This window comes from Rhizobium esperanzae, assembly GCF_014197615.1.
GTDB lineage: Bacteria > Pseudomonadota > Alphaproteobacteria > Rhizobiales > Rhizobiaceae > Rhizobium > Rhizobium esperanzae_A.
On record NZ_JACIFY010000013.1, the window covers coordinates 115,624 to 140,325 of the forward strand.

24 protein-coding genes are annotated in these 24,702 nt (G+C 60.1%); 13 read left to right on the plus strand and 11 right to left on the minus strand.

Annotated features, from left to right (window positions below; genetic code table 11):
• Positions 1-28: 28 nt before the first annotated feature.
• Positions 29-688 (minus strand): YggS family pyridoxal phosphate-dependent enzyme, encoded by a 660-nt coding sequence (locus GGD57_RS18310; protein WP_184471791.1) that lies wholly within the window; start codon positions 686-688, stop codon positions 29-31.
• A 203-nt stretch (positions 689-891) separates the two neighbouring features.
• Between GGD57_RS18310 and leuS the strand changes: the two genes are divergently transcribed.
• From leuS to holA, 3 genes are read left to right on the plus strand one after another with little or no spacing between them, the layout of a single operon-like run.
• Entirely contained in the window at positions 892-3,522 is a 2,631-nt protein-coding gene (gene leuS / locus GGD57_RS18315; RefSeq protein ID WP_184471731.1) for a leucine--tRNA ligase, read from the plus strand.
• Positions 3,512-4,033 carry an LPS assembly lipoprotein LptE gene (lptE, locus tag GGD57_RS18320; protein WP_184471732.1) on the plus strand — a complete coding sequence of 174 codons (522 nt, stop codon included), beginning with the start codon at positions 3,512-3,514 and terminating at the stop codon, positions 4,031-4,033. The genes leuS and lptE overlap by 11 nt, the downstream gene beginning before the upstream one ends.
• A 10-nt stretch (positions 4,034-4,043) precedes the next feature.
• Positions 4,044-5,084, plus strand: a complete 1,041-nt coding sequence (gene holA, locus GGD57_RS18325; protein ID WP_184471733.1) for a DNA polymerase III subunit delta — start codon at positions 4,044-4,046, stop codon at positions 5,082-5,084.
• Positions 5,085-5,156: 72 nt separating this feature from the next.
• On the opposite strand, the gene GGD57_RS18330 is transcribed toward holA, so the two are convergent.
• The 8 genes from GGD57_RS18330 to hemE form a co-directional block, all read right to left on the minus strand.
• The gene (locus GGD57_RS18330) at positions 5,157-6,038 is read right to left on the minus strand and encodes a ParB/RepB/Spo0J family partition protein (protein WP_184471734.1); all 882 of its coding nucleotides are present in this window, start codon (positions 6,036-6,038) and stop codon (positions 5,157-5,159) included.
• Between the two features lie 31 nt (positions 6,039-6,069).
• The gene (locus tag GGD57_RS18335; protein ID WP_184471735.1) at positions 6,070-6,864 is read right to left on the minus strand and encodes a ParA family protein; all 795 of its coding nucleotides are present in this window, start codon (positions 6,862-6,864) and stop codon (positions 6,070-6,072) included.
• 19 nt (positions 6,865-6,883) lie between these two features.
• Positions 6,884-7,501, minus strand: a complete 618-nt coding sequence (gene rsmG, locus GGD57_RS18340) for a 16S rRNA (guanine(527)-N(7))-methyltransferase RsmG (protein ID WP_184471736.1) — start codon at positions 7,499-7,501, stop codon at positions 6,884-6,886.
• Between the two features lie 25 nt (positions 7,502-7,526).
• On the minus strand, positions 7,527-9,404 hold the full coding sequence (gene mnmG / locus GGD57_RS18345) for a tRNA uridine-5-carboxymethylaminomethyl(34) synthesis enzyme MnmG (protein ID WP_184471792.1): 1,878 nt from the start codon (positions 9,402-9,404) through the stop codon (positions 7,527-7,529).
• A 60-nt stretch (positions 9,405-9,464) separates the two neighbouring features.
• Complete coding sequence (gene mnmE / locus GGD57_RS18350; RefSeq protein WP_184471737.1) at positions 9,465-10,784, minus strand: tRNA uridine-5-carboxymethylaminomethyl(34) synthesis GTPase MnmE; 1,320 nt, start codon at positions 10,782-10,784, stop codon at positions 9,465-9,467.
• 170 nt (positions 10,785-10,954) lie between these two features.
• Positions 10,955-12,220, minus strand: coding sequence for a transcription termination factor Rho (gene rho / locus GGD57_RS18355; RefSeq protein ID WP_003571435.1), 1,266 nt, complete (start codon positions 12,218-12,220; stop codon positions 10,955-10,957).
• Positions 12,221-12,417: 197 nt separating this feature from the next.
• Positions 12,418-12,954, minus strand: a complete 537-nt coding sequence (gene hemJ / locus GGD57_RS18360) for a protoporphyrinogen oxidase HemJ (RefSeq protein ID WP_184471738.1) — start codon at positions 12,952-12,954, stop codon at positions 12,418-12,420.
• Between the two features lie 2 nt (positions 12,955-12,956).
• Positions 12,957-14,003: a uroporphyrinogen decarboxylase gene (gene hemE, locus GGD57_RS18365; protein ID WP_184471739.1), complete on the minus strand. Its 1,047-nt coding sequence runs from the start codon at positions 14,001-14,003 to the stop codon at positions 12,957-12,959.
• Positions 14,004-14,404: 401 nt separating this feature from the next.
• On the opposite strand from hemE, the gene GGD57_RS18370 reads away from it, so the two are divergent.
• The 5 genes from GGD57_RS18370 to dnaQ are packed head-to-tail and all read left to right on the plus strand — an operon-like array spanning position 14,405 to position 18,036.
• Positions 14,405-15,226, plus strand: a complete 822-nt coding sequence (locus tag GGD57_RS18370; RefSeq protein ID WP_184471740.1) for a pyruvate, phosphate dikinase/phosphoenolpyruvate synthase regulator — start codon at positions 14,405-14,407, stop codon at positions 15,224-15,226.
• 31 nt (positions 15,227-15,257) lie between these two features.
• A complete protein-coding gene (locus GGD57_RS18375) occupies positions 15,258-15,857 on the plus strand; it encodes a Maf-like protein (RefSeq protein WP_184471741.1) in 600 nt (199 codons plus the stop codon).
• Positions 15,850-16,707, plus strand: a complete 858-nt coding sequence (locus tag GGD57_RS18380; RefSeq protein ID WP_184471742.1) for a shikimate dehydrogenase — start codon at positions 15,850-15,852, stop codon at positions 16,705-16,707. Before GGD57_RS18375 ends, GGD57_RS18380 begins: the two co-directional genes overlap by 8 nt.
• Positions 16,707-17,318 carry a dephospho-CoA kinase gene (gene coaE, locus GGD57_RS18385; protein WP_184471743.1) on the plus strand — a complete coding sequence of 204 codons (612 nt, stop codon included), beginning with the start codon at positions 16,707-16,709 and terminating at the stop codon, positions 17,316-17,318. Before GGD57_RS18380 ends, coaE begins: the two co-directional genes overlap by 1 nt.
• A complete protein-coding gene (dnaQ, locus tag GGD57_RS18390) occupies positions 17,311-18,036 on the plus strand; it encodes a DNA polymerase III subunit epsilon (protein WP_184471744.1) in 726 nt (241 codons plus the stop codon). Before coaE ends, dnaQ begins: the two co-directional genes overlap by 8 nt.
• Before the next feature lie 53 nt (positions 18,037-18,089).
• Here dnaQ and secB read toward each other — a convergent pair whose 3' ends face one another.
• Complete coding sequence (gene secB, locus GGD57_RS18395; RefSeq protein ID WP_085735361.1) at positions 18,090-18,572, minus strand: protein-export chaperone SecB; 483 nt, start codon at positions 18,570-18,572, stop codon at positions 18,090-18,092.
• Between the two features lie 101 nt (positions 18,573-18,673).
• A complete protein-coding gene (locus GGD57_RS18400) occupies positions 18,674-19,180 on the minus strand; it encodes an FxsA family protein (protein WP_348645989.1) in 507 nt (168 codons plus the stop codon).
• Positions 19,181-19,312: 132 nt separating this feature from the next.
• Between GGD57_RS18400 and GGD57_RS18405 the strand changes: the two genes are divergently transcribed.
• From GGD57_RS18405 to gyrB, 5 genes are all read left to right on the plus strand, one after another.
• The gene (locus GGD57_RS18405; protein ID WP_184471746.1) at positions 19,313-20,017 is read left to right on the plus strand and encodes a Tim44/TimA family putative adaptor protein; all 705 of its coding nucleotides are present in this window, start codon (positions 19,313-19,315) and stop codon (positions 20,015-20,017) included.
• Entirely contained in the window at positions 20,010-21,149 is a 1,140-nt protein-coding gene (gene mltA / locus GGD57_RS18410; protein WP_184471747.1) for a murein transglycosylase A, read from the plus strand. The genes GGD57_RS18405 and mltA overlap by 8 nt, the downstream gene beginning before the upstream one ends.
• Positions 21,149-21,712: a Smr/MutS family protein gene (locus GGD57_RS18415; protein ID WP_184471748.1), complete on the plus strand. Its 564-nt coding sequence runs from the start codon at positions 21,149-21,151 to the stop codon at positions 21,710-21,712. The genes mltA and GGD57_RS18415 overlap by 1 nt, the downstream gene beginning before the upstream one ends.
• A complete protein-coding gene (locus tag GGD57_RS18420) occupies positions 21,709-22,086 on the plus strand; it encodes a helix-turn-helix domain-containing protein (protein ID WP_085735370.1) in 378 nt (125 codons plus the stop codon). Before GGD57_RS18415 ends, GGD57_RS18420 begins: the two co-directional genes overlap by 4 nt.
• A gap of 135 nt (positions 22,087-22,221) precedes the next feature.
• Complete coding sequence (gene gyrB / locus GGD57_RS18425) at positions 22,222-24,657, plus strand: DNA topoisomerase (ATP-hydrolyzing) subunit B (RefSeq protein ID WP_184471749.1); 2,436 nt, start codon at positions 22,222-22,224, stop codon at positions 24,655-24,657.
• Positions 24,658-24,702 lie beyond the last annotated feature (45 nt).

The window sequence follows — 24,702 nt, forward strand, 5'->3', positions numbered from 1 at the left end:
GAACGGGAAGCCCGACCAAAGCAGCGTATCAGCGCGCGCCGAAAATCGCCGATCCGACCCGCACGCTGGTGGCGCCGAAGGCGATCGCCGTCTCGTAATCACCCGACATGCCCATAGACAGTTTTTCGACGCCGCATTTCAGCGCGAGCTTCGCCAGCAGGGCGAAATGCGGCCCGGGATTTTCTTCCGCCGGCGGAATGCACATCAAACCCTCGATGGAAAGACCGAGCGCGTCGCGGCAGAGCGCGACGAAAGCCGGCGTGTCGTCGGGAGCGATGCCGGCCTTCTGCGGCTCGAGCCCGGTATTGACCTGGATGTAGAGCCGCGTCGCCCTGCCTTGCCGCTTCATCTCCTCGGCAAGCGCGCGGGCGATCTTTTCCCGGTCCACGGTCTCGATGACATCGAAAAGCGCCACCGCATCCGCCGCCTTGTTCGATTGCAGCGGTCCGATCAGATGCAGTTCGATATCCGGCCGCTCGGCTTTCAGCCCCGGCCACTTGCCCTGGCTTTCCTGCACCCGGTTCTCGCCGAAGACACGCTGGCCGGCGTCGATGGCCGGACGGATCGCCTCCGCCTCGAAGGTCTTCGATACCGCAACGAGCCGAACGGAACCGGCCGAACGACCCGCCTGGCGTTCCCCAGCGGCAATCCGCGACCGCACCTCATCCAAGCGCTCTTGAAGTTCCATCATACTGCCTCGACATATCAGCATAAGAGTAATGGCAATGAACTAGCCAGCCATTCTGTGCTTGCCAAGACCCGCCGCCGCGAAATCGCCCGGCCAGGATGAAGATCGGGCGCTTGCGGCGGCTCGCAAAACTTGACGCTACCCTGGTTTCATGGTGAAGGTCTCGACCAACCTCCCCATTGATTTTCCGGAATTCGAATACCATGGCCACCGAACGTTATAATCCGCGCGACGCCGAGCCCCGCTGGCAGCAGAAATGGAACGAAGACAAGGTCTTCGAGACCGACAATTCAGATCCGCGCGAAAAATATTACGTCCTCGAAATGTTCCCCTATCCGTCGGGGCGCATCCATATGGGTCATGTCCGCAATTACGCCATGGGCGACGTCGTCGCCCGCTACAAGCGCGCCCGCGGCTACAACGTGCTGCATCCGATGGGATGGGACGCCTTCGGCATGCCGGCGGAGAACGCCGCCATGGAGCGCGGCGTGCATCCCGCCTCCTGGACCCACCAGAACATCGGTTCGATGAAGGCGCAGCTGAAGGCCATGGGGCTGTCGCTGGACTGGAGCCGCGAGTTCGCCACCTGCGACGTCGAATATTACCAGCACCAGCAGCATCTGTTCCTGGATTTCCTGGAGAAGGGACTGGTCTACCGCAAGCAGTCGAAGGTCAACTGGGACCCCGTCGACAATACCGTGCTCGCCAACGAGCAGGTAATCGACGGCCGCGGCTGGCGTTCCGGCGCGCTGGTCGAACAGCGCGAACTGACGCAATGGTTCTTCAAGATCACCGATTTCAGCCAGGATCTGCTGGACGCACTGGATACGCTCGACCAGTGGCCGGAAAAAGTGCGCCTGATGCAGAAGAACTGGATCGGCCGTTCCGAAGGCCTGACGATCCGCTGGGAGATCGTGCCGGAAACGGCGCCTGCCGGAGAAACCGAAGTCACGGTTTACACGACCCGGCCGGACACGCTCTTCGGCGCCTCTTTCCTGGCGATATCAGCCGATCATCCGCTGGCAAAGGACGCTGCCGCAAAGAACGCAGATATCGAGGCCTTCTGCGAGGAGTGCCGCCGTGCCGGCACCTCGCTGGCAGCGCTCGAGACCGCCGAAAAGAAGGGCATGGATACCGGCATCCGCGTCAGGCATCCGCTTGATCCCTCCTGGGAACTGCCCGTCTATATCGCCAATTTCGTCCTGATGGATTACGGCACCGGCGCAATCTTCGGCTGCCCCTCCGGCGATCAGCGCGACCTCGATTTTGCCCGGAAGTATGGTTTGCCAGTCGTCGCCGTGGTCATGCCGAGAGACGGCGATGCGGCAAGCTTTGCCGTTGGCGACACCGCCTATGACGGCGAGGGCGTGATGATCAATTCGCGCTTCCTCGACGGCAAGACGACGGAGGAGGCCTTCAATATCGTTGCCGACCGGCTGTCGGCCGCTTCGCTCGGCAATGCGCCGCAGGGTGAACGCAAGGTCAATTTCCGTCTGCGCGACTGGGGTATTTCGCGGCAGCGTTATTGGGGCTGCCCGATCCCGGTCATCCATTGCGACGATTGCGGCGTTGTGCCGGTGCCGAAGACAGACCTGCCGGTCAAACTGCCCGATGACGTCACTTTCGACCAGCCCGGCAATCCGCTCGACCGTCATCCGACCTGGCGGCACGTCTCCTGCCCGAACTGCGGCAAGGATGCGCGCCGCGAGACGGATACGATGGACACCTTCGTCGATTCGAGCTGGTATTTCACCCGCTTCACTGCCCCTTGGGAAGGAAAGCCGACCGATCCTGAGGCGGCTAACCGTTGGTTGCCGGTCGACCAGTATATCGGCGGCATCGAGCATGCCATCCTGCACCTGCTCTATTCCCGCTTCTTCACCCGCGCCATGCGCGAAACCGGCCATGTCGCCGCCACCGAACCCTTCAAGGGCCTCTTCACCCAGGGCATGGTGGTGCATGAAACCTATAGCCGCAGCACCGGCGCCGGCCGCGAATGGGTAGCACCCGCCGATATCCGCATCGACGAAGTCGACGGCAAACGTCGGGCCTTCCTGCTGACGAGCAATGAAGAAGTTGCGATCGGCTCGATCGAAAAAATGTCGAAGTCGAAAAAGAACGTCGTCGATCCCGATGACATCATTGCCTCCTACGGCGCCGATACTGCCCGGTTCTTCGTTCTGTCCGACTCCCCGCCGGAGCGCGATGTTATCTGGTCCGAAGCCGGCGTTGAAGGCGCCCATCGGTTCACCCAGCGTCTGTGGCGGTTGATTTCCGAAGCCGCAGAGGCGCTCTCCGCCGTCGCCCCGGCGCCGGCAACCGAGGGGGAAGCGCTGTCGATCTCACAGACTGCCCACAAGACCCTGAAGGCCGTCCAGAACGACTATGACAAGCTCTGGTTCAACAAGGCCGTCGCCCGAATCTATGAGCTGGTGAATGCGCTGGCCGCGCCGATGACCAGGGTTGCGGCCGGCGAGGGGGATGTCACCTATCGCGCGGCCGTGCGCGATGCCGCCGAAATCCTGATCCAGCTAGTCGCGCCGATGACGCCGCATCTGGCTGAGGAATGCTGGACGGCGCTCGGCAATCAAGGGCTGCTTGTCCGGACCGACTGGCCGCGATACCACGAAACGCTCGTCATCGAAAATGATGTCGTGCTGCCCGTCCAGATCAACGGCAAGAAACGCGCTGAATTGACAATTTCTCGCGATGCGGATCAGAATGCCGTCACCGACGCCGTGCTGGATCTGGATGCGGTGAAGAACGCGCTGAACGGACAGGCACCGAAGAAGATCATCGTGGTTCCCCAAAGGATTGTGAACATTGTCGTCTGATATCGCTAGCAAGCTGGCCCGCAATGCCGGCGTCGCCATGATTCTTGCCGCTGCGTCCTTTCTGTCGGCCTGCCAGGTGCGGCCGCTTTACTCCGAGAGTTCGGGTGTCGTTGAGAAGCTTTCCTCGGTCGGCTTTTCCGAGGCGGGCAGCCGGGTCGAACAGCAGGTACGCAATCGCCTGATCTTCCTTGCCTCGCGCGGTGCGGGCGAAGCGGAAAATCCCCAATATCGGGTCGAGATGCATGCCACCTCGAGTGTTGCCAGTACGTTGCTCCAGGAATCCGACGATACGTCGAAGGCCGGCCGTGTCACCGTCAACGTCTCGTACACGCTGAGCGCCACGGCCGACGGCCATGTCATCAAGGCCGGCAGCCGCCAGGTCACGGCGCTGGTCGATTTCTCCGAACAGGAATTCGCCAAGCAAAGGGCGATCCGCGATGCGGAAAACCGCGCGGCGGATCAGGTGGCGGAATTCGTAGGAGCCGATATCGCCGCCGCCCTCAGCCGCTGAGGGCGGTGATGTGGCAGAGATAAAATCCCACGAATTCGAGACCTTCCTGCAGAAATCGGCTGGAAATTATCGGATCTTCGTCATTTACGGGCCGGACCGCGGCCTAGTGTCCGAACGTGCGGCTCAGCTTGCCGGCAAAACCGGGGTTGCACTCGATGATCCCTTCTCACTGACCAAACTCGATATCGGCGACCTGCAGAAGGATCCGGGACGGCTGGTCGACGAAGTTCAGTCGATCGGCCTGTTCGGGGGCGAAAAGCTGATCTGGATCCGCGGCGCCGCCAATGAAAAATATCTTGTCGATCCCCTGGCGCTTCTCGCGGAAAAGCCGCTTGAAGCTGCCCATTTGATCGTTGAGGCTGGCGACTTGAAGAAGGGTTCGCTGCTTCGCAAGACTGCCGAGACGGCGCGGTCTATCATGACGATCCCGTCTTACGCCGATGACAGCCGCGCCCTGAACGCCTTGATCGACACGGAACTTAGCGCCGAGAAGCTCGGCATCACGCCGGCTGCGCGCCAGGCGCTGATCGCATTGATCGGCGGCGACCGCATCGCGTCACGCAACGAGGTGCGTAAACTTGCCCTCTATTGCCGCGGCTACCAGACCGTCGAAGAACATCACGTTACCGAAATAATCGGTGATGCCAGCGCGATCTCCGTCGACGATGCCGTCGACGCCATCCTGAGTGGCGATCTCAATGCCTTTCTGCACGCTATGCAGAAGATCAGCAGTTCGAAAACCGCGATTTTTCTCGTGCTGCAGGCATGCCTGAAGCAGTTTCAGCTTCTCGATACAATGCGCGCCGAAATGGAAGAAAAACGCCTGCAGGCACCTCAGATCATGCAGACGATGGGTCGTCATCTGCATTTCCGCCGCAAACCGATTATCGAACAGGCTCTGCGGCATTGGACCGCGGAGAGCATCGCCCGTGAATCCAATCGTCTGCAGGCCGCGATTCTGCAAAGCCGACGACGGCAGGTGCTGGAAGACAGCGTGGCCATGCAGACGCTGCTCTCCACCACCCTTCAATCGGGTCGTAAATCCAGCTGACCATCTATCTCGGAGTGGGCAAGGCGGTATGAATCAATTCGATAGCGGCCGCTCTCAGCATGTCGTTCGGAGCTAGCGCCTCTCAAGCAAGCGGCAAACTTCCTCCAGCTGCTCAAGCGACTTGTAGGAAATTTTGATCTGGCCGCCGCTGGTCTTATGATTGATCGAAACATCGAGGCCGAGCGCATCGGAAAGCGTCCGCTCCAAAGCCAATGTATCGGAATCCTTCTGATCTTGCCGCAACGCCGGCTGCTGTGGCTCCGATTGCGCCTTGATATTGTTTTGCGCCAGCTTCTCCGCATCGCGGACCGACATGCCCTTGGCCACGATCGTACGGGCAAGGCTGGCCGGGTCAGAGGTGGAAACAAGCGCGCGGGCGTGACCAGCCGACAGGCTGCCGGCGGCAAGCAGGTCGCGCACCGGATCGGGCAGCTTCAACAGCCGCAGGGAGTTGGCGACATGGCTGCGGCTTTTGCCGATGATTTCGCCGAGGTCATTCTGCGTATAGCCATATTCGGCAATCAGCTGCTCATAACCCAGAGCTTCTTCAAGAGCATTGAGATCCGCCCGCTGGACGTTTTCAACAATAGCGATTTCCAACGCCGTCTTGTCATCGACATCGCGGATAATGACCGGAATCTCGATCAGCCCAGCCAGCTGGGCTGCCCGCCAGCGACGTTCGCCGGCAATGATCTCGTAACGATCCCTATCCATCGTCCGCACGACAATCGGCTGCACGATCCCGTGCTGACGAATAGAACTTGCAAGATCGTGCAGCTCGGCGTCGTCAAAAAAACGACGGGGGTTGCGGGGGTTGCGGCTGACGAACTCGATCGGGATCATTCTGTCGGCACTGACAGTGCGCTCGGCTTCGACCGGCACAGGCTGATCCATTTCCCCAATCAGCGCCGCAAGGCCGCGGCCCAATCGCCTCTTCGATACATCGTCATTCATGATCTACACTCACCTACGCCCTGATATGATATTACGCGGCCAGTCTTTGGCGTTCCCTTTGGATGACCTCGGAGGCCAGCTGCAGATAGGCCTGGCTGCCCGCGCATTTCAGATCATAAAGAATAGCCGGCTTGCCGTAGGAGGGCGCCTCGGAAACCCGGACATTGCGGGGAATTAACGTATGATAAACCTTTTCGCCGAGATGCGTGCGCACATCGTTGACCACCTGCTGGGCAAGATTGTTGCGCGCATCGAACATCGTCAGGACGATCCCCTGGATGTCCAGGCGCGGATTGACTGTCTGACGAACCTGGCTGACAGTCTCAAGCAACTGGCTCAGCCCTTCCAGCGCAAAAAATTCGCATTGCAGCGGCACCAATACCGAATGAGCGGCCGCCATGGCATTCATCGTCAGCAGATTGAAAGACGGCGGGCAATCCAGAAGAATATAGGAAAACGTCATTGCCTCCGGCGACGACAGCGCTTTGCGCAATTTGAACACCCGGTCGCTTTGCTGCGAAATCTCCATCTCGACGCCAAGCAGATCCATCGTCGAAGGAATAATGAAAAGATTCGGCACTGCTGTTTCGAGGGTCACATCCCTGATGCTACGCTCCCCCACCATAAGGTCATAAGAGGAGAGTTTCCGATCGCGACGATCGATGCCGAGGCCGGTGCTGGCATTGCCCTGCGGGTCGAGATCGACAATCAAGACACGCTCACCGATAGCGGCAAGGGCCGTTGCCAGATTGATTGCGGTGGTGGTTTTGCCCACGCCACCCTTCTGATTTGCGATGGTGATTATTCGGTGTCTTTCGCCAGCCATTGCAGCAATATCCGATCTGTTAAACCAAGCGCCGGAGATTCGATATTTCCAAAATAACAGATTCCTGCTCGACGGCGCTCTTATGTTCTAACAGATCGAACTTCCACCGACCACGTGCTTTGTCGATTTCCCTCTGGTAATCCCGGCCTTTATGAAAGAGGCAACGGCAATTTTCGTTGCCAAGCATCCAGGCGGCGGAATATCCGATGAGTCCATCGAGTTCGGCCAAGGCTCGGGCGGAGATCGCGTCACACGCGCCGATCTCGGCAGGCGCGTCTTCGATTCGAATAGCATGCACGCTGCCGCGCGCATTGGTCTCGCGCAGCGCCGTCCGCAGAAACGCTGCTTTTTTATGATTGCTCTCGACCAGATGCACCCATCCATCTTGCAATTCGGCCAGATAGATTGCCGTGATCACTCCGGGGAAACCGCCGCCGCTTCCAAGATCGACCCAGGTGATCGGTTGCGGCTGAATCTGAAAAATCTGACTGCTATCGGCGATATGCCGGTGCCACAAATCGTCGAGCGTTGAGGGCGCCACCAGGTTGATGGTTTTAGCCCACTTCTGAAAAAGCGCTGCAAAGTGTCCGAGCCGTTCCTGTGTTTCACGTGAAACACGTAAGCCGTTTAATTCCATTCTGAAAGACTCTCAAATCTGGTAGTCAGGCGCTGTGACGTTCGGAAGAATTTATTCGACGCAGGTGCACGAGCAGCAACGCGATCGCTGCCGGCGTCATGCCCTCGACGATAGCGGCTTGGGCAATATTGAAGGGCCGCACCGCATTCAGTTTCGCCTTGAGCTCGTTCGACAGGCCGGAGAGGGCGCCATAGTTGAAATCGGCCGGAATCTGCCGTTCCTCGTCGCGCTGCTGATCAGCAATGGCAGATGCCTGCCTACCCAGGTAGACCGAATAACCCGCTTCGATCTCCAGTGCCTCCGCAACTTTGGGCGCGATCGCGGCAACGGCTTCCGGCCAAACCTGCCGAAGTGCGGCAAAATCATAATTGGGATAGGACAGGAGATCATAGGCCGTTCGGCGCTGACCATCCAGATTGATGTTCAAGCCGGCGCGGCGCGCCTCGTTCGGCGTCACCGCCAGCGACGTCAACAGCGCGCGGCCGGCGTCGATCTCCGCCTGATAGGCGGTGAACCGCCGCACACGGTCACCGTTGATGCAGCCCAACCGCATCGCCAACGGTGTCAGGCGCATATCGGCATTGTCGGCACGAAGAGTCAGACGATATTCGGCCCGAGACGTAAACATTCGGTACGGCTCCGTAACGCCGCGCGATGTCAGATCGTCGATCATCACCCCGATGTAGGAAGTGGTCCGACTGAAATGGAACGGTTCCGAATCGCTGCTTCGCAATGCGGCATTGAGCCCCGCCGCCAAACCTTGCGCTGCGGCCTCCTCATAGCCGGTGGTGCCATTGATCTGGCCGGCGAGGAACAGGCCCTTCAGCCGCTTGACTTCCAAGGAGGGTGTCAACTCGCGCGGATCGACATGGTCATATTCGATCGCGTAACCTGGTTGAAGGATCCTCGCCTGTTCGAGCCCGGGAATCGTCTTGATAAATTCGGCCTGGACCTCGGCGGGAAGGGAGGTGGAGATTCCGTTCGGATAGACCGTGTCGTCGTCGAGCCCCTCCGGTTCCAGGAAGACCTGGTGTCCGTCGCGCTCTCCGAACTTGACCAGCTTATCCTCGATCGATGGGCAATAACGCGGCCCGACCCCCTCGATCTGGCCGGAATACATCGCCGATCGCATGATGTTGTCGACGATAATCCGGTGCGTTGCTTCGGTCGTCCTGGTGACGCCGCACTCGATCTGCGGAGTTGTGATTGCGTCGGTCATAAACGAGAAGGGGACAAGCTCGGCATCGGCTCCCTGACGAGCAACAGCCTGCCAATCAATGGTCTTACCATCCAGCCGCGCCGGCGTTCCGGTTTTCAGACGCCCGAGCTGCAGCCCGAGTCGGGCCAGGGTGGCAGATAACCCAAGCGACGGGGCCTCGCCAACGCGGCCGGCCGGTGTCTTTTCCGAACCGATATGGATAAGTCCGCGCAGGAAGGTGCCGGTGGTCAGAACCACCGCCGGCGCCCTCAAGGTTCGGCCGTCCTTCATGACAACGCCGGTCACCCGTCCGTCGGCGATATCCAGATCAAAGGCGTCGCCCTCGACGATGTCCAGGCCGGCCGTCGCTTCGATTGCCGCCAGCATGGCCAGGCGATAGAGCTTTCGATCGGCCTGCGTCCGAGGACCACGGACCGCAGCGCCCTTTTTCTTGTTCAACATCCGGAACTGAATGCCCGCGACGTCAGCGACGCGACCCATCAGCCCATCCATGGCATCGATCTCACGAACCAGATGGCCTTTGCCAAGCCCGCCGATCGCCGGGTTGCAGGACATGACGCCGATCGTATCTCGTCTATGCGTCACCAGAGCGGTTTTCGCACCGAGGCGCGCAGCGGCATTGGCAGCCTCCGACCCCGCATGGCCGCCGCCGATGACAATCACATCGTAGACATTATCCGTCATATCCAACTCCATTGAAGCAGACGTTTCACGTGAAACCGGAGGCCCATGGTTTCACGTGAATCATTTGCCGATACAAAACTCCGAGAAGATCACACCGAGTAGTTGCTCGACATCAACTCGCCCGGTGATCCTGCCCAGGAACTCAGCGGCCACTCGCAACTGCTCGGTTCGCAATTCGAGGTTCACATTCGTTTCCGAAATCGCCGCGTCCAGCGCCCATAAACATTTCGCTAGCGAATCTTTATGCCGATTGCGGCTCGGAATCGCCATGGACAGACCGCCGAAACGTTCGGCGACGATAGTGCCGATCAACCGGCGCAATTCCGGCAATCCGTCACCTGTCGTCGTCGAAATCTCCAGATCATATCGATCCGAGTTGATCTCGACGAGATCCTTCTTCGTGCCGACAGTAACATGCGGAGAGGCCTGGTCCAAGTCGTCGGGGACTACGGGATTTGCCATGTCGACCAGCAGCAGAACAAGGTCGGCATCTCGCAGCGCCACACGCGCACGGCGCACGCCTTCTATCTCGACCCGGTCATCTGCCTCGCGGAGGCCGGCCGTGTCGTAAAGTTTGATGAGATAACCGTCAATATCGAGATCGACCTGCAAAACATCGCGGGTGGTTCCAGCGATCTCGGTGACGATCGCTACATCACGACGGGTCAGAGCATTCAACAGGCTCGATTTCCCCGCATTCGGCGCGCCGGCGATGACTATCTTGAAGCCATCCCTGATGATCTCACCTGCCGAAGCAGCAGCCAGATGTTCTTCGATCTCGCTGCGCAGCTTCGCCATATCGGTCCAGACCATGTCCGATACCGAACCGGGAACATCATCCTCATCGGGAAAATCAAGTTCCGCCTCGATCAGCGCCCGCGCCCGCGTCAATCGTTCCGCCCACGAATCGTAAATCGCGGAAAGCCCGCCGGCGCTCTGCTCGATCGCAAGACGCCGCTGCATCTCGGTTTCGGCGCCGATGAGATCCGCCAGGCCTTCGACCTCGACGAGATCAAGCTTGCCGTTTTCAAAAGCCCGGCGCGAGAACTCGCCCTCGACTGCCATCCGAACACCCGGAACATCGCCAAGGGCGTGAAACAGCGCCGCCAGCACCGCGCGGCTGCCGTGGATCTGCAGCTCGGCGACATCCTCGCCGGTAAACGAATTCGGAGCCGGAAAGAACAGCACGAGGCCATTGTCGATCGGCTGGTTGTTACGAGTCCGAATCGTTCTATAGGAGGCGAAGCGATCTGCGGGCACTGAACCGACCAGCCTGACCAACAGATCCCGGGTCAATGGGCCGCTGATACGAACGATCGAAACGCCCGAGGGCGGCGCGCCGCTCGAGAGCGCAAATATAGTGTCAGTCAACATGGCCATATCGCTGGTCTGTGGATCGGAATTCGAATCGATCCCTCTCAAATAGAAAAAGCTGGCGACATCGTGACGATGTCGCCAGCTCTGATCAAAGCATGTCCCACGCGTTCAGGGCTAAGATGCCTCGCATCGATAAACCAAACGCAACGCAAGCGGTGGAATCCGGCTAAGGATTACGTGTTCATCGAGTCGAAGAAGTCGGAATTGTTCTTCGTCTGCTTGAGCTTGTCGATCAGGAATTCGATCGCATCCGTCGTGCCCATCGGCGCCAGGATACGGCGAAGCACGAAGATCTTCTGCAGATCCTGGCGTGGAACGAGGAGGTCTTCCTTGCGGGTGCCGGACTTCAGGATGTCCATCGCCGGGAAGATGCGCTTGTCGGCGACCTTGCGGTCGAGAACGATTTCCGAGTTGCCGGTGCCCTTGAACTCTTCGAAGATGACTTCATCCATACGGCTGCCGGTATCGATCAGCGCCGTGGCGATGATCGTCAGCGAGCCGCCTTCCTCGATATTGCGCGCGGCACCGAAGAAGCGCTTCGGCCGCTGGAGGGCGTTGGCATCGACGCCGCCGGTCAGAACTTTGCCGGAAGAGGGAACGACGGTGTTGTAGGCGCGGCCGAGGCGGGTGATCGAATCGAGCAGGATGACGACATCGCGCCCGTGTTCGACAAGGCGCTTCGCCTTTTCGATGACCATTTCGGCCACCTGAACGTGGCGCACGGCCGGCTCATCGAAGGTCGAGGAGATGACTTCGCCCCGAACGGAGCGCTGCATATCGGTCACTTCCTCGGGGCGTTCGTCGATCAGCAGGACGATGAGATAGCATTCCGGATGATTTGCGGTGATCGAATGCGCGATGTTCTGCAGCAGGACGGTCTTACCGGTGCGCGGCGGTGCGACGATCAATCCGCGCTGGCCCTTGCCAAGCGGCGCCACCAGATCGATCACACGCGGCGACAGATCCTTGGAGGTGGGAATATCGAGTTCCATCTTGAAGCGCTCATTCGGATAGAGCGGCGTCAGATTGTCGAAGTGAACCTTGTGACGGATCTTTTCCGGATCGTCGAAATTGATGGTGTTGACCTTGAGCAGCGCGAAATAACGCTCGCCTTCCTTCGGTCCGCGGATTGGTCCCTCGACCGTATCGCCGGTTTTCAGGGAGAAACGGCGAATCTGCGACGGGGAGATATAAATATCGTCGGGACCCGGCAGGTAGTTTGCATTGGCGGAGCGCAGGAAGCCAAATCCGTCCTGCAGCACCTCGACGACGCCTTCGCCGATAATCTCGACATCCTGGCTGGCGAGCATCTTGAGGATGGCAAACATCAGCTCCTGCTTGCGCATCGTGCTGGCATTCTCGACCTCGAGCGATTCGGCGAAAGCCAGAAGATCCGTCGGGGATTTGCTCTTAAGTTCCTGAAGCTTCATTTCAGCCATGAAGTGACCAATACTCTTTTCAATTTCGAAGGGGAAAGGCGATGTTGGGTCGTATTCGGTACTGCGAAGGGCTCGCAGACGACTGAACTCTACACACATGCCACCTAGATGAGATGCGCGGAAAATAGCGACTCGTGATCGCGCCCGCAAGAGGGCTGCTTAAAATGAAGCAAATTTAACCTGAGGGCGATTTTGCCTCAGAACGGCTTCACCACCACGAGGATCACGATGAGGATCATCAGCAATGTCGGCGCCTCGTTCATGAACCGCCAATAACGCGCGGAACGGCGATTTTCATCGCGTTCGAAAGCTCTGACGGCGCGGCTGAAAAACATATGAACACCGGTCAGCAGCACAACGAGACCGATCTTCGCATGCAGCCAGCCGCCGTGGAATCCATAGACCGACCAGGCGAGATAGAGACCGAACATCCAGGTCAGCATCATTGCCGGTGTCATGATGATTCGAAGCAGCCGACGCTCCATCACCTTGAAGGTTTCCGATTGCACCGAGCCCGGCTCGGCATCGGTGTGATAGATGAACAGCCGCGGCATGTAGAACAACCCGGCCATCCAGGAAATGACCGCAATGATGTGCAGCGCCTTGATCCAGAGATAGAGATTGTCGGGGTTCCAGGCAAAAAGCCCGACCGCCATCAGCGCGAAGAAGGCCAGCGCAAAATGGGCTCGGCGCCGGGCGTAGGCGCCGGGTCTCCGGTCCGTCTGCCGTTCCATCGTCACGCCCTGTCTCGCATCTGCCCACCCCGCACACGCTCGACCAGCAGGCGCACATGCTCGGGATCGGCCTGCGGCGTAATGCCGTGACCGAGATTGAAGATCAGCGGTCCATTTCCGAGATGCTGCAGAATATCGTCGATACCCTCTTCCAGCGCTCGGCCGCCGGCAACGACACGCATCGGATCGAGGTTGCCTTGGACCGGCCCATCCTTCTGAAGCTCCGCGGCGAAAGCCAGCGGGACCGACCAGTCGAGACCGATCGCATCCGCGCCCGTCCTCTGGCGATAGTTTTTCAGCTGGTAACCGGCACCCTTGGCAAAGGCAATGATGCGCGCATGCGGCCGTTGCGATTTGACCGAAGCGATCATTCGCGCGACCGGCCGGACAGCGAAGGCTTCGAATTCTTTTTCGCCGAGAACCCCAGCCCAGGAATCGAAGATCTGCACGGCATCGGCGCCGGCATCGATCTGAGCAACGAGATAATCGGCCGAGACGTCGGCGAGCAGCATCAGAAGATGTTCGAAAGCGCGGGGATAGCGGTAGGCGAAGAGGCGGGCAGGCGCCTGATCCGGCGTGCCGTGACCGGCAATCATATAGGTCGCAACCGTCCAGGGCGCGCCACAGAAGCCGAGCAGCGTCGTTTCACCAGGCAACGCCTCCCGCAGCAGCCGCACCGTCTCCATGACCGGCCTGAGATAATCGATAACCTCTTCGCCGTTCAACCTGCCGATGCCGGCTTCATCGATCGGATCCATCTCGGGGCCATGGCCCTCGGTAAACCGGACATTGCGTTTCAACGCGTCGGGAATGACCAGAATATCGGAAAACAGAATGGCTGCATCAAAGCCGTAGCGGCGGATCGGCTGCAATGTCACTTCGACGGCATGATCGGGCGTGTAGCAGAGATCGAGGAAACTTCCGGCCTTTGCCCGCGTCTCCCTATATTCCGGGAGATAACGTCCCGCCTGTCTCATCAGCCAGAGAGGAGGAGGGGAGAGGCTTTCGCCATCCAGAACCCTCATGATCTTTCGGCGCGTGTCGCTCAAGCGCTTCTTCCCTATAAAAAATCAAAGATATTTTAAAAGGTTTCTATTTCTTAGAGTCGGTGTCTATCAAGGATTAAAATCCATCCACCACCGATGCCATTTGTCGCGTGCCGCCAAAAAACATCGCGGCGAATTTCTCCGTTCCGCCCGAAATCCGGGGAGAAGCCGAATCTGAAAATGATTCCAGATCCTTCCGGGCAGCTGATTTTGCCCGTGGCTGTGGATAAGCTGTGGACCTGCATCTGCCAACGCAACTTGGTCCCCGTCATCCACAGGGCCGGGTGAAACCGATCTGCAGAATTGGAATTGTGGATAAGGCGGCATGTTTTCCCTTGCCCGAGACCGCCTCGCCGCCGTAGCTCTGTTTCATCCAGTCTTTTCAACAGGCAGCGGAAAATAGCGTGGAGAACAGAACGAACTTCTTTCATCTGCATCTGATTTCTGACTCAACGGGAGAGACTCTGATCTCGGCCGGCCGCGCCGCATCGGCCCAGTTCAGATCCGCTCAGCCGATCGAACATGTCTATCCGCTGATCCGCAACCGCAAACAGTTGCTGCCAGTTCTGCAGGCGATCGATGATGCACCGGGCATCGTGCTCTATACGATCGTCGATCGGGAGCTCGCGAGCCTGATCGACGAGCGCTGCATCGAAATGGGCGTGGCCTCGGTGAATGTGCTGGAGCCGGTCATGAATGCCTTCCAGATCTATCTCGGCGCCCCGTCGCGCCGCCGGGTCGGCGCCCAGCACGTGATGAATGCCGGCTACTTCGCCCGCATCGAAGCGCTGAATTTCACCATGGATCACGACGACGGTCAGATGCCGGACGATTACAACGATGCCGATGTCGTCATCATCGGCATCAGCCGCACGTCAAAGACACCGACCAGCATCTACCTCGCCAACCGCGGCATCAAGACGGCGAATATTCCGATCGTCTACGGCGTGCCGTTGCCGGAGAGTCTGTTCATTGCGAGCAAACCGCTGATCGTCTGCCTGATTGCCACCACCGACCGCATTTCCCAGGTGCGGGAAAACCGGGTGCTTGGGGTGACGCAGGGTTTTGATCGCGAACATTATACCGACCGCGCCGCGATCTCCGAGGAGCTGAAATATGCCCGCTCGCTCTGCGCCCGCCACAACTGGCCGCTGATCGACGTGACCCGCCGCTCAATCGAGGAAACAGCCGCGGCAATCGTTGCCCTGCGCCCGAAGCTGCGCTAAGCGCTGGCGGAAGCCGGCACCCGAGGAATTCATGATACCCAAACTCATCCTTGCATCATCGAGCCCCTTTCGGCGGATGCTGATGGAAAATGCCGGTCTATCCTTCGAGGCGCATGCCGCCAACATCGATGAAAGAGCGGTCGAAGCCCCGTTGGAAAAAGCCGGCGCAACGCCGGATGCCGTCGCTCTCGTCCTGGCCAAGGCCAAGGCCGCAGAGGTCAGCAGCCGTTTTCCGGACAGCCTGGTGCTCGGTTCGGACCAGACGATGTCGCTTGGCGACCGCGTCTTCCACAAGCCGAAGGACATGGCCAACGCGGCGAGCCACCTTCACGCCCTTTCGGGAACAACCCACCGCTTGAACAGTGCCGTCGCGATCGTCGGCAATGGCGTGGTTCTGTGGGAGCATCTCGCTCATGCCGAGCTGACGATGCGGCCGCTGGCGTCGGACTTCATCGCCAGGCATCTGGCGCGCGTCGGCGACAAGGCGCTTTCCAGCGTCGGCGCCTACCAGTTGGAGGGGGAGGGCATTCAGCTTTTCGAGAAAATCGAGGGTGATTATTTCACCATTCTCGGCTTGCCGATGCTGCCGCTCTTAAAAAAATTGCGAGACCTCGGAGCGATCGATGGGTGATTCACGTGAAACATTCGGGCCGCAAGCGTTTGTCACGGGCTTTCCGGTCAAACACTCGCGCTCGCCGTTGATCCATGGCTATTGGCTGAAGACGCTCGGCCTGCCGGGCAGCTACCGTGCCCATGAAGTGACGCGCGAGGCTTTTGCCGATTTCATCGCCTCGCTGAAGGATGGCAGTTCGGGCTTCGTCGGCGGCAATGTCACCATTCCCCACAAGGAACTGGCCTTCAAGCTCGCCGACAAGCCGGACGCGTTGTCGCGTGAACTCGGCGCTTCGAACACGCTCTGGCTCGAGAATGGCGTCCTGCATGCGACGAATACCGACGGTCGCGGCTTCACCGCCAATCTCGACGAACGCCATCCGGGCTGGGACCGGCATGATACGGCTGTGGTCTTTGGTGCCGGCGGCGCCAGCCGGGCGATCATCCAGGCGGTCCGCGATCGCGGCTTCAAGGAGATCCACGTCGTCAACCGCACCGTCGAACGAGCGCGTGAACTGGCCGATCGCTTTGGCCCGAAAGTTCAGGCCCATCCGGCAGGCGCGCTTGCCGAAGTCATGAAAGGCGCCGGTCTCTTCATCAATACCACCTCGCTCGGCATGGACGGCGAGGCCGCACCGCGGCTCGATTTCACGCCGCTTGCAGCCAATGCCCTGGTCACCGACATCGTCTATGTGCCTTTGAAGACGCCGATCCTGGCACAGGCAGAAGAGCAGGGATTTCCGATCGTCGATGGTCTCGGCATGCTGCTGCACCAGGCCGTGCCGGGATTCGAGAAATGGTTCGGAAAGCTTCCGGTCGTCGACGCAGCCCTGCGTGGCCTGATCATTGCAGATATGGAAACGCATTGATGCTGACGATCGGCCTCACCGGCTCTATCGCCATGGGAAAATCGACGGCGGCGAAACTCTTCGCCGAGGCCGGAATCCCGTTGAACGATTCTGATGCCGTGGTCCACGATCTCTATACCGGCGAGGCCGCACCGCTGGTGGATGCCGCGTTTCCCGGCACGATGAAGGACGGAGCGGTCGACCGGCATGAACTCGGCCGCCAGCTCGCTCTTGATCCGGACGGCTTCAAACGCCTGGAAGCGATCGTCCATCCGCTGGTTCGCAAACGCGAGGCGGAATTTCTGGCGCGACAGCGCGCCGCCGGCGCCGAGATGGTATTGCTCGATATTCCCTTGCTCTTCGAGACCGGGGCCGAGGAAAGAGTGGATGTCATCGTCGTCGTCAGCGCCGATCCACAGATTCAGCGCCAGAGGGTGCTTGCGCGGCCAGGCATGACCGAGGAAAAATTCAATATGATTCTCTCCCGTCAGACACCGGACGCCGAAAAGCGCCGTCGCGCCGATTATCTGATCGACACCAGCCAGAAGATCGCGGTCACGAAAGAACGGGTGCTTGCTATCGTCGCCGACCTGAAAATGCGGATTGCCAAGGGAGATTTCCGGAATGCGTGAGATCATCTTCGATACGGAAACCACCGGTCTCGACAACCGCGCCGACCGCATTATCGAAATCGGCGGCATCGAGCTGTTCAACCATTTCCCCACAGGCAACGTGATCCATATCTTCATCAATCCCGGAGATCAGAAGGTTCATCCCGATGCGCTCGCGGTGCACGGCATCACCGACGAGTTCCTGAAGGACAAGAAGCCTTTCGCGGAGGTCGCCGAAGAAATCCTTGCTTTCTTCGGCGATGCGAAGTGGATCGCCCATAACGCCACCTTCGATATGGGCTTCATCAACGCCGAACTGGCGCGCATCGGTTTGCCGCCGATCCTGCCGGAGAGGGTGGTCGATACCCTGTCGATGGCGCGGCGCAAACATCCGATGGGGCCGAATTCGCTCGACGCGCTCTGCCGGCGCTACGGCATCGACAATTCGCACCGCACCAAACACGGCGCGCTGCTCGACTCCGAGCTGCTCGCCGAAGTCTATATCGAGATGATCGGCGGCAGGCAGTCGTCCTTCGGCCTGAGCACGGCAACGTCAGGCCAGAACGGTCGCGGCAATAGGGCGGAGGAGGACGATGTGGTGATCGCATCAGTGCTCGAGCGGCCCCGGCCGCTTGCCCCGCGCCTCAGCCAGTCGGAAGCGCAGGCGCATGAGGCGCTCGTCGCCAAGCTCGGAGAAAAAGGCATCTGGGCCAAATACGCCGATCCTGCCGCACAATAGAAAATGCCCGGGACCAGCCCGGGCATCCGTATCTCGAAACCGAAAAAATCCGATCAGTTCGGCACGGCCTCGACCTTGGCGCGGGCCTGTTCTTCGGCAACGCGCTGGGCGAACATCTGCGTGAAGTCGATCGGATCGATCATCAGCGGCGGGAAGCCGCCGTTGCGGGTGACGTCGGCGATGATCTGACGGGCGAAGGGGAAGAGCATGCGCGGGCACTCGATAAAGAGAACCGGCAGCATGTGTTCCTGCGGGAAGCCGGCAACGCGGAAGACACCGCCATAGACGAGCTCGGTATGAAAGACCGTTTTGTCGCCGTCCTTGGCTTCTGCGTTCAGCGACAGCACGACATCGAAATCCGTATCCGAAAGCGGGTTGGCGTTGACATTCACATTGATGTTGATCGTCGGCGCCTTGTCGCGGGCCTGCAGCGAGCGGGGCGCACCCGGATTTTCGAAGGAGAGGTCCTTGGTATATTGCGCAAGGATCGAAAGGGTGGGGCTGGTCGCACCGTTGCTGTTGTTTTCGTCTGCCATTGGCTTTTCCTCGAGGGGCATGGGAATGGTGCCGCCATCTAACATTTCAGGGAGGGGCTTACAACCCTGGGCGCTTGGCGCGGTTGATCGGTCGAAGCGCCTCAATCGCCGAGATGTTTGCCGGACCACGGCGAGTTGCGTTCCGGTTCCCTATGATAGTCCTCATCGTCGAGATCGACCACCTTCGAGTTTGGCTTGCGGTCGCGGAAATCGGATTGCGGGCCGGCGGAAAAGCCGCCCTTGGCATTGACGACGACGAAGCGTTTGGCGATCGCCTGCCAGACGAGATCGCGCACCGGCGGAATGAGAATGAGGATCGCGATGATATCGGTGAGGAAGCCGGGAATGATCAGGAGCAGCGAGGCAATGACGTTCATCGCCGGCCGCAACAGGTCGCGGCCCGGCATCACCCCGTTTCGTCCTTCGCTCGACATGCGGCGCAAAATACCGATGCCCTGCCGGCGCAGCAGAGCCAAGCCGAGAGCGAAGCCCAGCATGACGAGCGCCAGCGTCAGCCACAATCCGATGGCCCGGCCGACGACGACGAAACCGGCAATTTCGGCGAGTGGCAACAGCAGAATGAAAGCCGGCAGGATCGAAAAACGCATGGTCGTCATGTCCCGGGCTTGCCGGTCTCCTCTTGGACGCCGGCGAAGATGCCAGCCATCATTTGAATCATCTGTATAGGCAGACTATATGGGAGTACAAATCAGAGATGTTAACGGCGGCTGCGATACGATATGAGTTCGAACGACTTCATCACTTTATTCTTCCTGGTGGCGGCTGTGCTGATTTTCTTTCAGCTGCGCTCCGTGCTCGGGCGCCGCACAGGAAATGAGAAGCCGCCGCGCGATCTCTATACGCCGCGGGATGCGGCTCCGGCCGAAGCCGCCGATGCCGGCAAGGTCGTGACGCTGCCGCGCCGCGATGCGACGACCGAGGATGAGGATCGTTTCGCCGCTATCGATGCCTTCGCCGCCCCCGGAACGCGGCTCAACGAATCGCTGCGCGCGCTGAACAAGGCTGATCCCGCCTTCAGCCCGAAGGAGTTTCTGAACGGCGCCCGCATGGCTTACGAGATGATCGTCATGGCCTATGCCGATGCCGACCGGAAAACGCTGAAGAACCTTCTGTCCCGCGAAGTCTATGACGGCTTCGATGCGGCGATCGGCGAGCGTGAAAGCCGGGGTGATAAGGTGAAATCCACCTTTGTCGGTATCGACAAGGCCGAAATCACCCATGCGGAGACGAAGGGCAGCGAAGCGCAGATCACCGTTCGCATCATCAGCCAGCTGATCTCGGCCACCTACGACAAAGCGGATGTGCTGATCGAAGGCGACGCTGAAAACGTGGCCGAGGTCAACGACCTCTGGACCTTCGCCCGCGACACCCGCTCGCGCGATCCGAACTGGAAACTCGTGGCGACCGAATCGGAACATGAGTGACCACGCGTCGGACTTCGTCCTGCAGGCTGTAAGTTTCGACGATCTGGAAGGCTGGAAGGATGATGATCCCTCCGGCCTTTTTGAAGTCATGCGAAGCTGCCGGCGGCAGATCACCGATGTCAAACCCTACCGCACCGGATCACTTGGCCTGAGCGCCGACGATCTGCTTCCGCTGCTGCTGGCCGCCGAAGATTTCACGCCGTCATGTCCCGCATCGGCGCGCGCCTTTTTCGAGACGCACTGTCGGCCCTTCCTGATCCGCCGCAAGGACGGCAATTCTGGCTTCGTCACCGCTTTCTACGAACCGGAGATCGAGGTGTCGGCGCAGCCGGACGAAATCTTCCGTTTCCCCTTCTACCGTCGCCCGGACGATCTGATCGATCTCGATGACGCCAATCGCCCCGCCGAGCTCGATAAGTCCTACGCTTTCGGCCGCCTGCATGACGGCCGCGTCAGTGCTTATCCGGATCGCCGTGCCGTCGATCGGGGTTTCCTCGAAGGCCTCGGTCTCGAAATTGCCTGGGCGAAATCGAAAGTCGATGTCTTCTTCGTGCATGTGCAGGGTGCGGCCCGGTTGCTTTACAATGATGGCCGTATCGGCCGCATCACCTATTCGGCAAAGGCCGGCCATGCCTTCTCGGCGGTGGGCAAGTTGCTGATCGACCGAGGCGAGATCGATCGCGCCGACATCTCGATGCAGACGATCCGTGCTTGGCTCGCGCGTCATCCCGAGCGGGTGGACGAGGTGCTGTGGCATAACCGCTCCTATATTTTCTTCCGGGAAACGCCCTCGCAGGCTATCGGCCTGCGAACCGCCGATCTTCAGACCGGTCCGATCGCGGCTGCCAAGGTGCCGCTTCTCGCCGGCCGTTCGCTTGCGGTCGACCGGATGATCCATACGTTCGGCTTTCCCTTTTTCATCCGCGCCGAAAGCCTCACCCATCTCGATCATGGCCGGCCGTTCCGCCGGCTGATGCTGGCGCTCGATACCGGCTCGGCCATCGTCGGGCCGGCGCGCGGCGATATCTTCACCGGCTCGGGGGATATGGCCGGAGAAAGTGCCGGCACCGTCCGCAACGATGCCGATTTCGCCATTCTCATTCCCAAGGCCGCTGCCGGAAGATTCGACTGATGGCCAGGGATCGCAAACTCAGTGCGGATGAGAGGATCCTCTGGGGCAAGGTTGCCCGCAGCACGCGGCCGATGCCCGGCAAGGCGGGAGAACTGAGCGAACTCGACGCTTTTCTCGCCGAAGCGGCGGCCGAGCAGGAGAGAGCCGAAAAGCTGGCACCGCCATCACCTGTGCCGCTGCCGCCGGCAGCCCCCGCGATTGCAAAACCATCCGCCGGGGTGCACCATCCGCTGGAAAAGCCGGTCAAGCGTAAGATCGCCAAAGGCCGGCTGGCGCTGGAAGCGCGGATCGACCTGCACGGGCTGGTGCAGAGCGAGGCGCATGCCATCCTTCTCGATTTCCTGATCCGCGCCCATGAGCGCGGCATGCGCCATGTCTTGGTCATCACGGGTAAGGGCAGCTCGATGGGCAGCGACGGCGCGCTGAAGCGGGCCGTGCCCCTCTGGTTCTCGAAGCCGGAATTCCGCTACCTGATCTCGTCTTATGAATCGGCCGCCCAGCATCATGGCGGCGAAGGCGCTCTCTACATCCGCCTGTCGCGACGGCCAGGGGACAGACCATGACTCCCTTCGGAGAGGCGGTTCGCAGGCTGAGAGCGCGCAAAGGTGTGTCGCAGAAGGAGATGGCGGAAGCGCTGAACGTCTCTCCCGCCTATCTCTCGGCGCTCGAACATGGCAAGCGCGGCCTGCCGACATTCGATCTGCTGCAGCGTATCGCCGGCTATTTCAACATCATCTGGGACGAGGCCGAGGAACTGTTTCTGCTTGCCCGTTCTTCCGACCCGCGCGTCGTCATCGACACGTCAGGCCTGCCGCCGGAATATACCGAATTTGCCAATCGGCTGGCGCGACAGATTCGCAACCTTGACAGCGCCGAGATCGGCCGGTTATCCGCTCTTCTCGAAAATGACGGCAAAGGCGACGGAAAAGCGTCATAATCCCCTGTTTTATGCCTTGTTCAGGGGACTTGCCATTGGGAACCGGGTTCAAAAAACCTATATACGAGAGTGAAGAAAGCCGGTGATTCGCAAGGCGCGCCGCAGCTTTACGGCAACAGGGAAAATCTCGACAGAATGAGCGATACATCCGCGACGGAAAACGGCGTAAGCACCGAATATGGCGCAGATTCCATCAAGGTTCTGAAGGGCCTCGATGCCGTGCGCAAGCGTCCCGGCATGTATATCGGCGATACCGACGATGGCTCCGGCCTTCATCACATGGTGTATGAAGTCGTCGACAACGCCATCGACGAAGCGCTTGCCGGCCATGCCGACATCGTCACCGTCACCCTCAATCCGGATGGTTCGGTGACGGTCACCGATAACGGCCGCGGCATCCCGACGGACATCCATAGCGGCGAAGGCGTCTCGGCGGCCGAAGTCATCATGACGCAGCTGCATGCCGGCGGTAAGTTCGACCAGAATTCCTACAAGGTGTCAGGCGGTCTGCACGGCGTCGGCGTTTCCGTCGTCAACGCGCTGTCGGTCTGGCTGAAGCTGAAGATCCGCCGCCAGGGCAAGATCCACGAAATGAGCTTCACCCACGGCGTGGCCGATGCGCCGCTGAAGGTCACCGGCGACGCGCCCGATGAGACCGGCACGGAAGTAAGCTTCATGCCGAGCAGCGAAACCTTCACCATGACCGAGTTCGACTACGGCACGCTGGAGCATCGCCTGCGCGAACTCGCCTTCCTGAACTCCGGCGTCCGCATTCTGCTGACCGACAAGCGCCATTCCGATATCAAGCAGGAAGAGCTGCGCTATGACGGCGGCCTCGAGGCTTTCGTCGCCTATCTCGACCGTGCCAAGAAGTCCCTGGTCGATAAGCCCGTCGCCATCCGCGGCGAAAAGGACGGCATTACCGTCGAAGTGGCGATGTGGTGGAACGACAGCTATCATGAGAACGTGCTCTGCTTCACCAACAACATTCCCCAGCGCGACGGCGGCACCCATATGGCCGGCTTCCGCGCAGCCTTGACGCGCCAGGTGGTTTCCTACGCCGACAATTCCGGCATCACCAAAAAGGAAAAAGTGACGCTGCAGGGCGAAGATTGCCGCGAAGGCCTGACGGCGGTGCTGTCGGTCAAGGTGCCCGATCCGAAATTTTCCTCGCAGACCAAGGATAAGCTGGTTTCCTCGGAAGTCCGCCCTGTGGTCGAAAGCCTCGTCAACGAGGCGCTGAGCACCTGGTTCGAAGAACATCCGAGCGAAGCCAAGATTCTCGTCGGCAAGGTCGTCGAGGCCGCGGCCGCCCGCGAAGCCGCCCGCAAGGCCCGTGAATTGACCCGCCGCAAGGGCGCGCTCGATATCGCCTCGCTGCCGGGCAAGCTTGCCGACTGCTCCGAACGCGATCCGGCGAAATCCGAAGTCTTCCTCGTCGAGGGCGATTCCGCCGGCGGCTCGGCCAAACAGGGCCGCTCGCGCGAAAACCAGGCGATCCTGCCGCTGCGCGGCAAGATCCTGAACGTCGAACGCGCCCGTTTCGACAAAATGCTGTCGAGCCAGGAAATCGGCACGCTGATCACCGCGCTCGGCACCGGCATCGGCAAAGACGAGTTCAATGCCGAAAAGCTGCGCTACCACAAGATCATCATCATGACGGATGCCGACGTCGACGGCGCTCACATCCGCACCCTGCTGCTCACCTTCTTCTTCCGGCAGATGCCGGAACTGATCGAGCGCGGTCACCTCTACATCGCTCAGCCGCCGCTCTATAAGGTCTCGCGCGGCAAGTCGGTGCAGTATCTGAAGGACGAAAAGGCGCTCGAGGAATATCTGATCAGCCAGGGTCTTGAGGATGCCGCGCTGAAGCTCGGCAGCGGCGAGGTTCGCACCGGCCAGGATCTGCGCGAGGTCATCCTGGATGCGTTGCGCATGCGCGCTTTGATCGACAATCTTCATTCGCGCTACAATCGCGCCGTCGTCGAGCAGGCGGCGATCGCCGGTGCCCTCAATGCCGATTTCGTCAGCGATCCGGCAAGAGCGCGGGCAGTGGCGAGCGAGGTCGCAAGTCGTCTCGACATTATCGCCGAGGAGACCGAGCGCGGCTGGCAGGGCGATCTGACCAGCGATGGCGGCCTGCGCTTCGAACGCATGGTCCGCGGCGTCAGGGAAATCGTCGTGCTCGACATGGCGCTGATCGGCTCGTCGGACGCCCGTCACATCGACCAGCTGACCGGGCGCCTCAAGGAAATCTATCAGACGCCGCCGTCGCTGCATCGCCGCGAAGGCGACGTCGAGATCTCAGGCCCGCGTGCCTTGCTCGACGCAATCTTTGCAACTGGCCGCAAGGGCCTGACCATGCAGCGATATAAAGGCCTTGGCGAGATGAATGCCGAGCAGCTCTGGGAAACGACGCTCGATCCGAATGTGCGCTCGCTGCTGCAGGTCAAGGTCAACGACGCCACCGATGCCGACGGCCTCTTCGCCCGGTTGATGGGTGACGAAGTCGAACCGCGGCGCGAATTCATCCAGGACAACGCGCTCAGCGTCGCAAACCTCGATATCTGATTGATGTTTCGAAACGAAAACCCCGCCATCTACGGATGGCGGGGT

What these genes read in the sequence shown, in the direction of transcription:
- mnmG (WP_184471792.1), bottom strand. Translation starts at nt 9,404, where the DNA reads ATGACGGATAATGTCTACGATGTGATTGTCATCGGCGGCGGCCATGCG.
- GGD57_RS18420 (WP_085735370.1), top strand. Translation starts at nt 21,709, where the DNA reads ATGACTCCCTTCGGAGAGGCGGTTCGCAGGCTGAGAGCGCGCAAAGGT.
- mltA (WP_184471747.1), top strand. Translation starts at nt 20,010, where the DNA reads ATGAGTGACCACGCGTCGGACTTCGTCCTGCAGGCTGTAAGTTTCGAC.
- GGD57_RS18335 (WP_184471735.1), bottom strand. Translation starts at nt 6,864, where the DNA reads ATGGCTGGCGAAAGACACCGAATAATCACCATCGCAAATCAGAAGGGT.
- GGD57_RS18415 (WP_184471748.1), top strand. Translation starts at nt 21,149, where the DNA reads ATGGCCAGGGATCGCAAACTCAGTGCGGATGAGAGGATCCTCTGGGGC.
- rsmG (WP_184471736.1), bottom strand. Translation starts at nt 7,501, where the DNA reads ATGGAATTAAACGGCTTACGTGTTTCACGTGAAACACAGGAACGGCTC.
- secB (WP_085735361.1), bottom strand. Translation starts at nt 18,572, where the DNA reads ATGGCAGACGAAAACAACAGCAACGGTGCGACCAGCCCCACCCTTTCG.
- rho (WP_003571435.1), bottom strand. Translation starts at nt 12,220, where the DNA reads ATGGCTGAAATGAAGCTTCAGGAACTTAAGAGCAAATCCCCGACGGAT.
- dnaQ (WP_184471744.1), top strand. Translation starts at nt 17,311, where the DNA reads ATGCGTGAGATCATCTTCGATACGGAAACCACCGGTCTCGACAACCGC.
- GGD57_RS18330 (WP_184471734.1), bottom strand. Translation starts at nt 6,038, where the DNA reads ATGAATGACGATGTATCGAAGAGGCGATTGGGCCGCGGCCTTGCGGCG.
- GGD57_RS18310 (WP_184471791.1), bottom strand. Translation starts at nt 688, where the DNA reads ATGGAACTTCAAGAGCGCTTGGATGAGGTGCGGTCGCGGATTGCCGCT.
- leuS (WP_184471731.1), top strand. Translation starts at nt 892, where the DNA reads ATGGCCACCGAACGTTATAATCCGCGCGACGCCGAGCCCCGCTGGCAG.
- GGD57_RS18380 (WP_184471742.1), top strand. Translation starts at nt 15,850, where the DNA reads ATGGGTGATTCACGTGAAACATTCGGGCCGCAAGCGTTTGTCACGGGC.
- GGD57_RS18400 (WP_348645989.1), bottom strand. Translation starts at nt 19,180, where the DNA reads ATGCGTTTTTCGATCCTGCCGGCTTTCATTCTGCTGTTGCCACTCGCC.
- hemJ (WP_184471738.1), bottom strand. Translation starts at nt 12,954, where the DNA reads ATGGAACGGCAGACGGACCGGAGACCCGGCGCCTACGCCCGGCGCCGA.
- coaE (WP_184471743.1), top strand. Translation starts at nt 16,707, where the DNA reads ATGCTGACGATCGGCCTCACCGGCTCTATCGCCATGGGAAAATCGACG.
- gyrB (WP_184471749.1), top strand. Translation starts at nt 22,222, where the DNA reads ATGAGCGATACATCCGCGACGGAAAACGGCGTAAGCACCGAATATGGC.
- GGD57_RS18375 (WP_184471741.1), top strand. Translation starts at nt 15,258, where the DNA reads ATGATACCCAAACTCATCCTTGCATCATCGAGCCCCTTTCGGCGGATG.
- mnmE (WP_184471737.1), bottom strand. Translation starts at nt 10,784, where the DNA reads ATGGCCATGTTGACTGACACTATATTTGCGCTCTCGAGCGGCGCGCCG.
- GGD57_RS18405 (WP_184471746.1), top strand. Translation starts at nt 19,313, where the DNA reads ATGAGTTCGAACGACTTCATCACTTTATTCTTCCTGGTGGCGGCTGTG.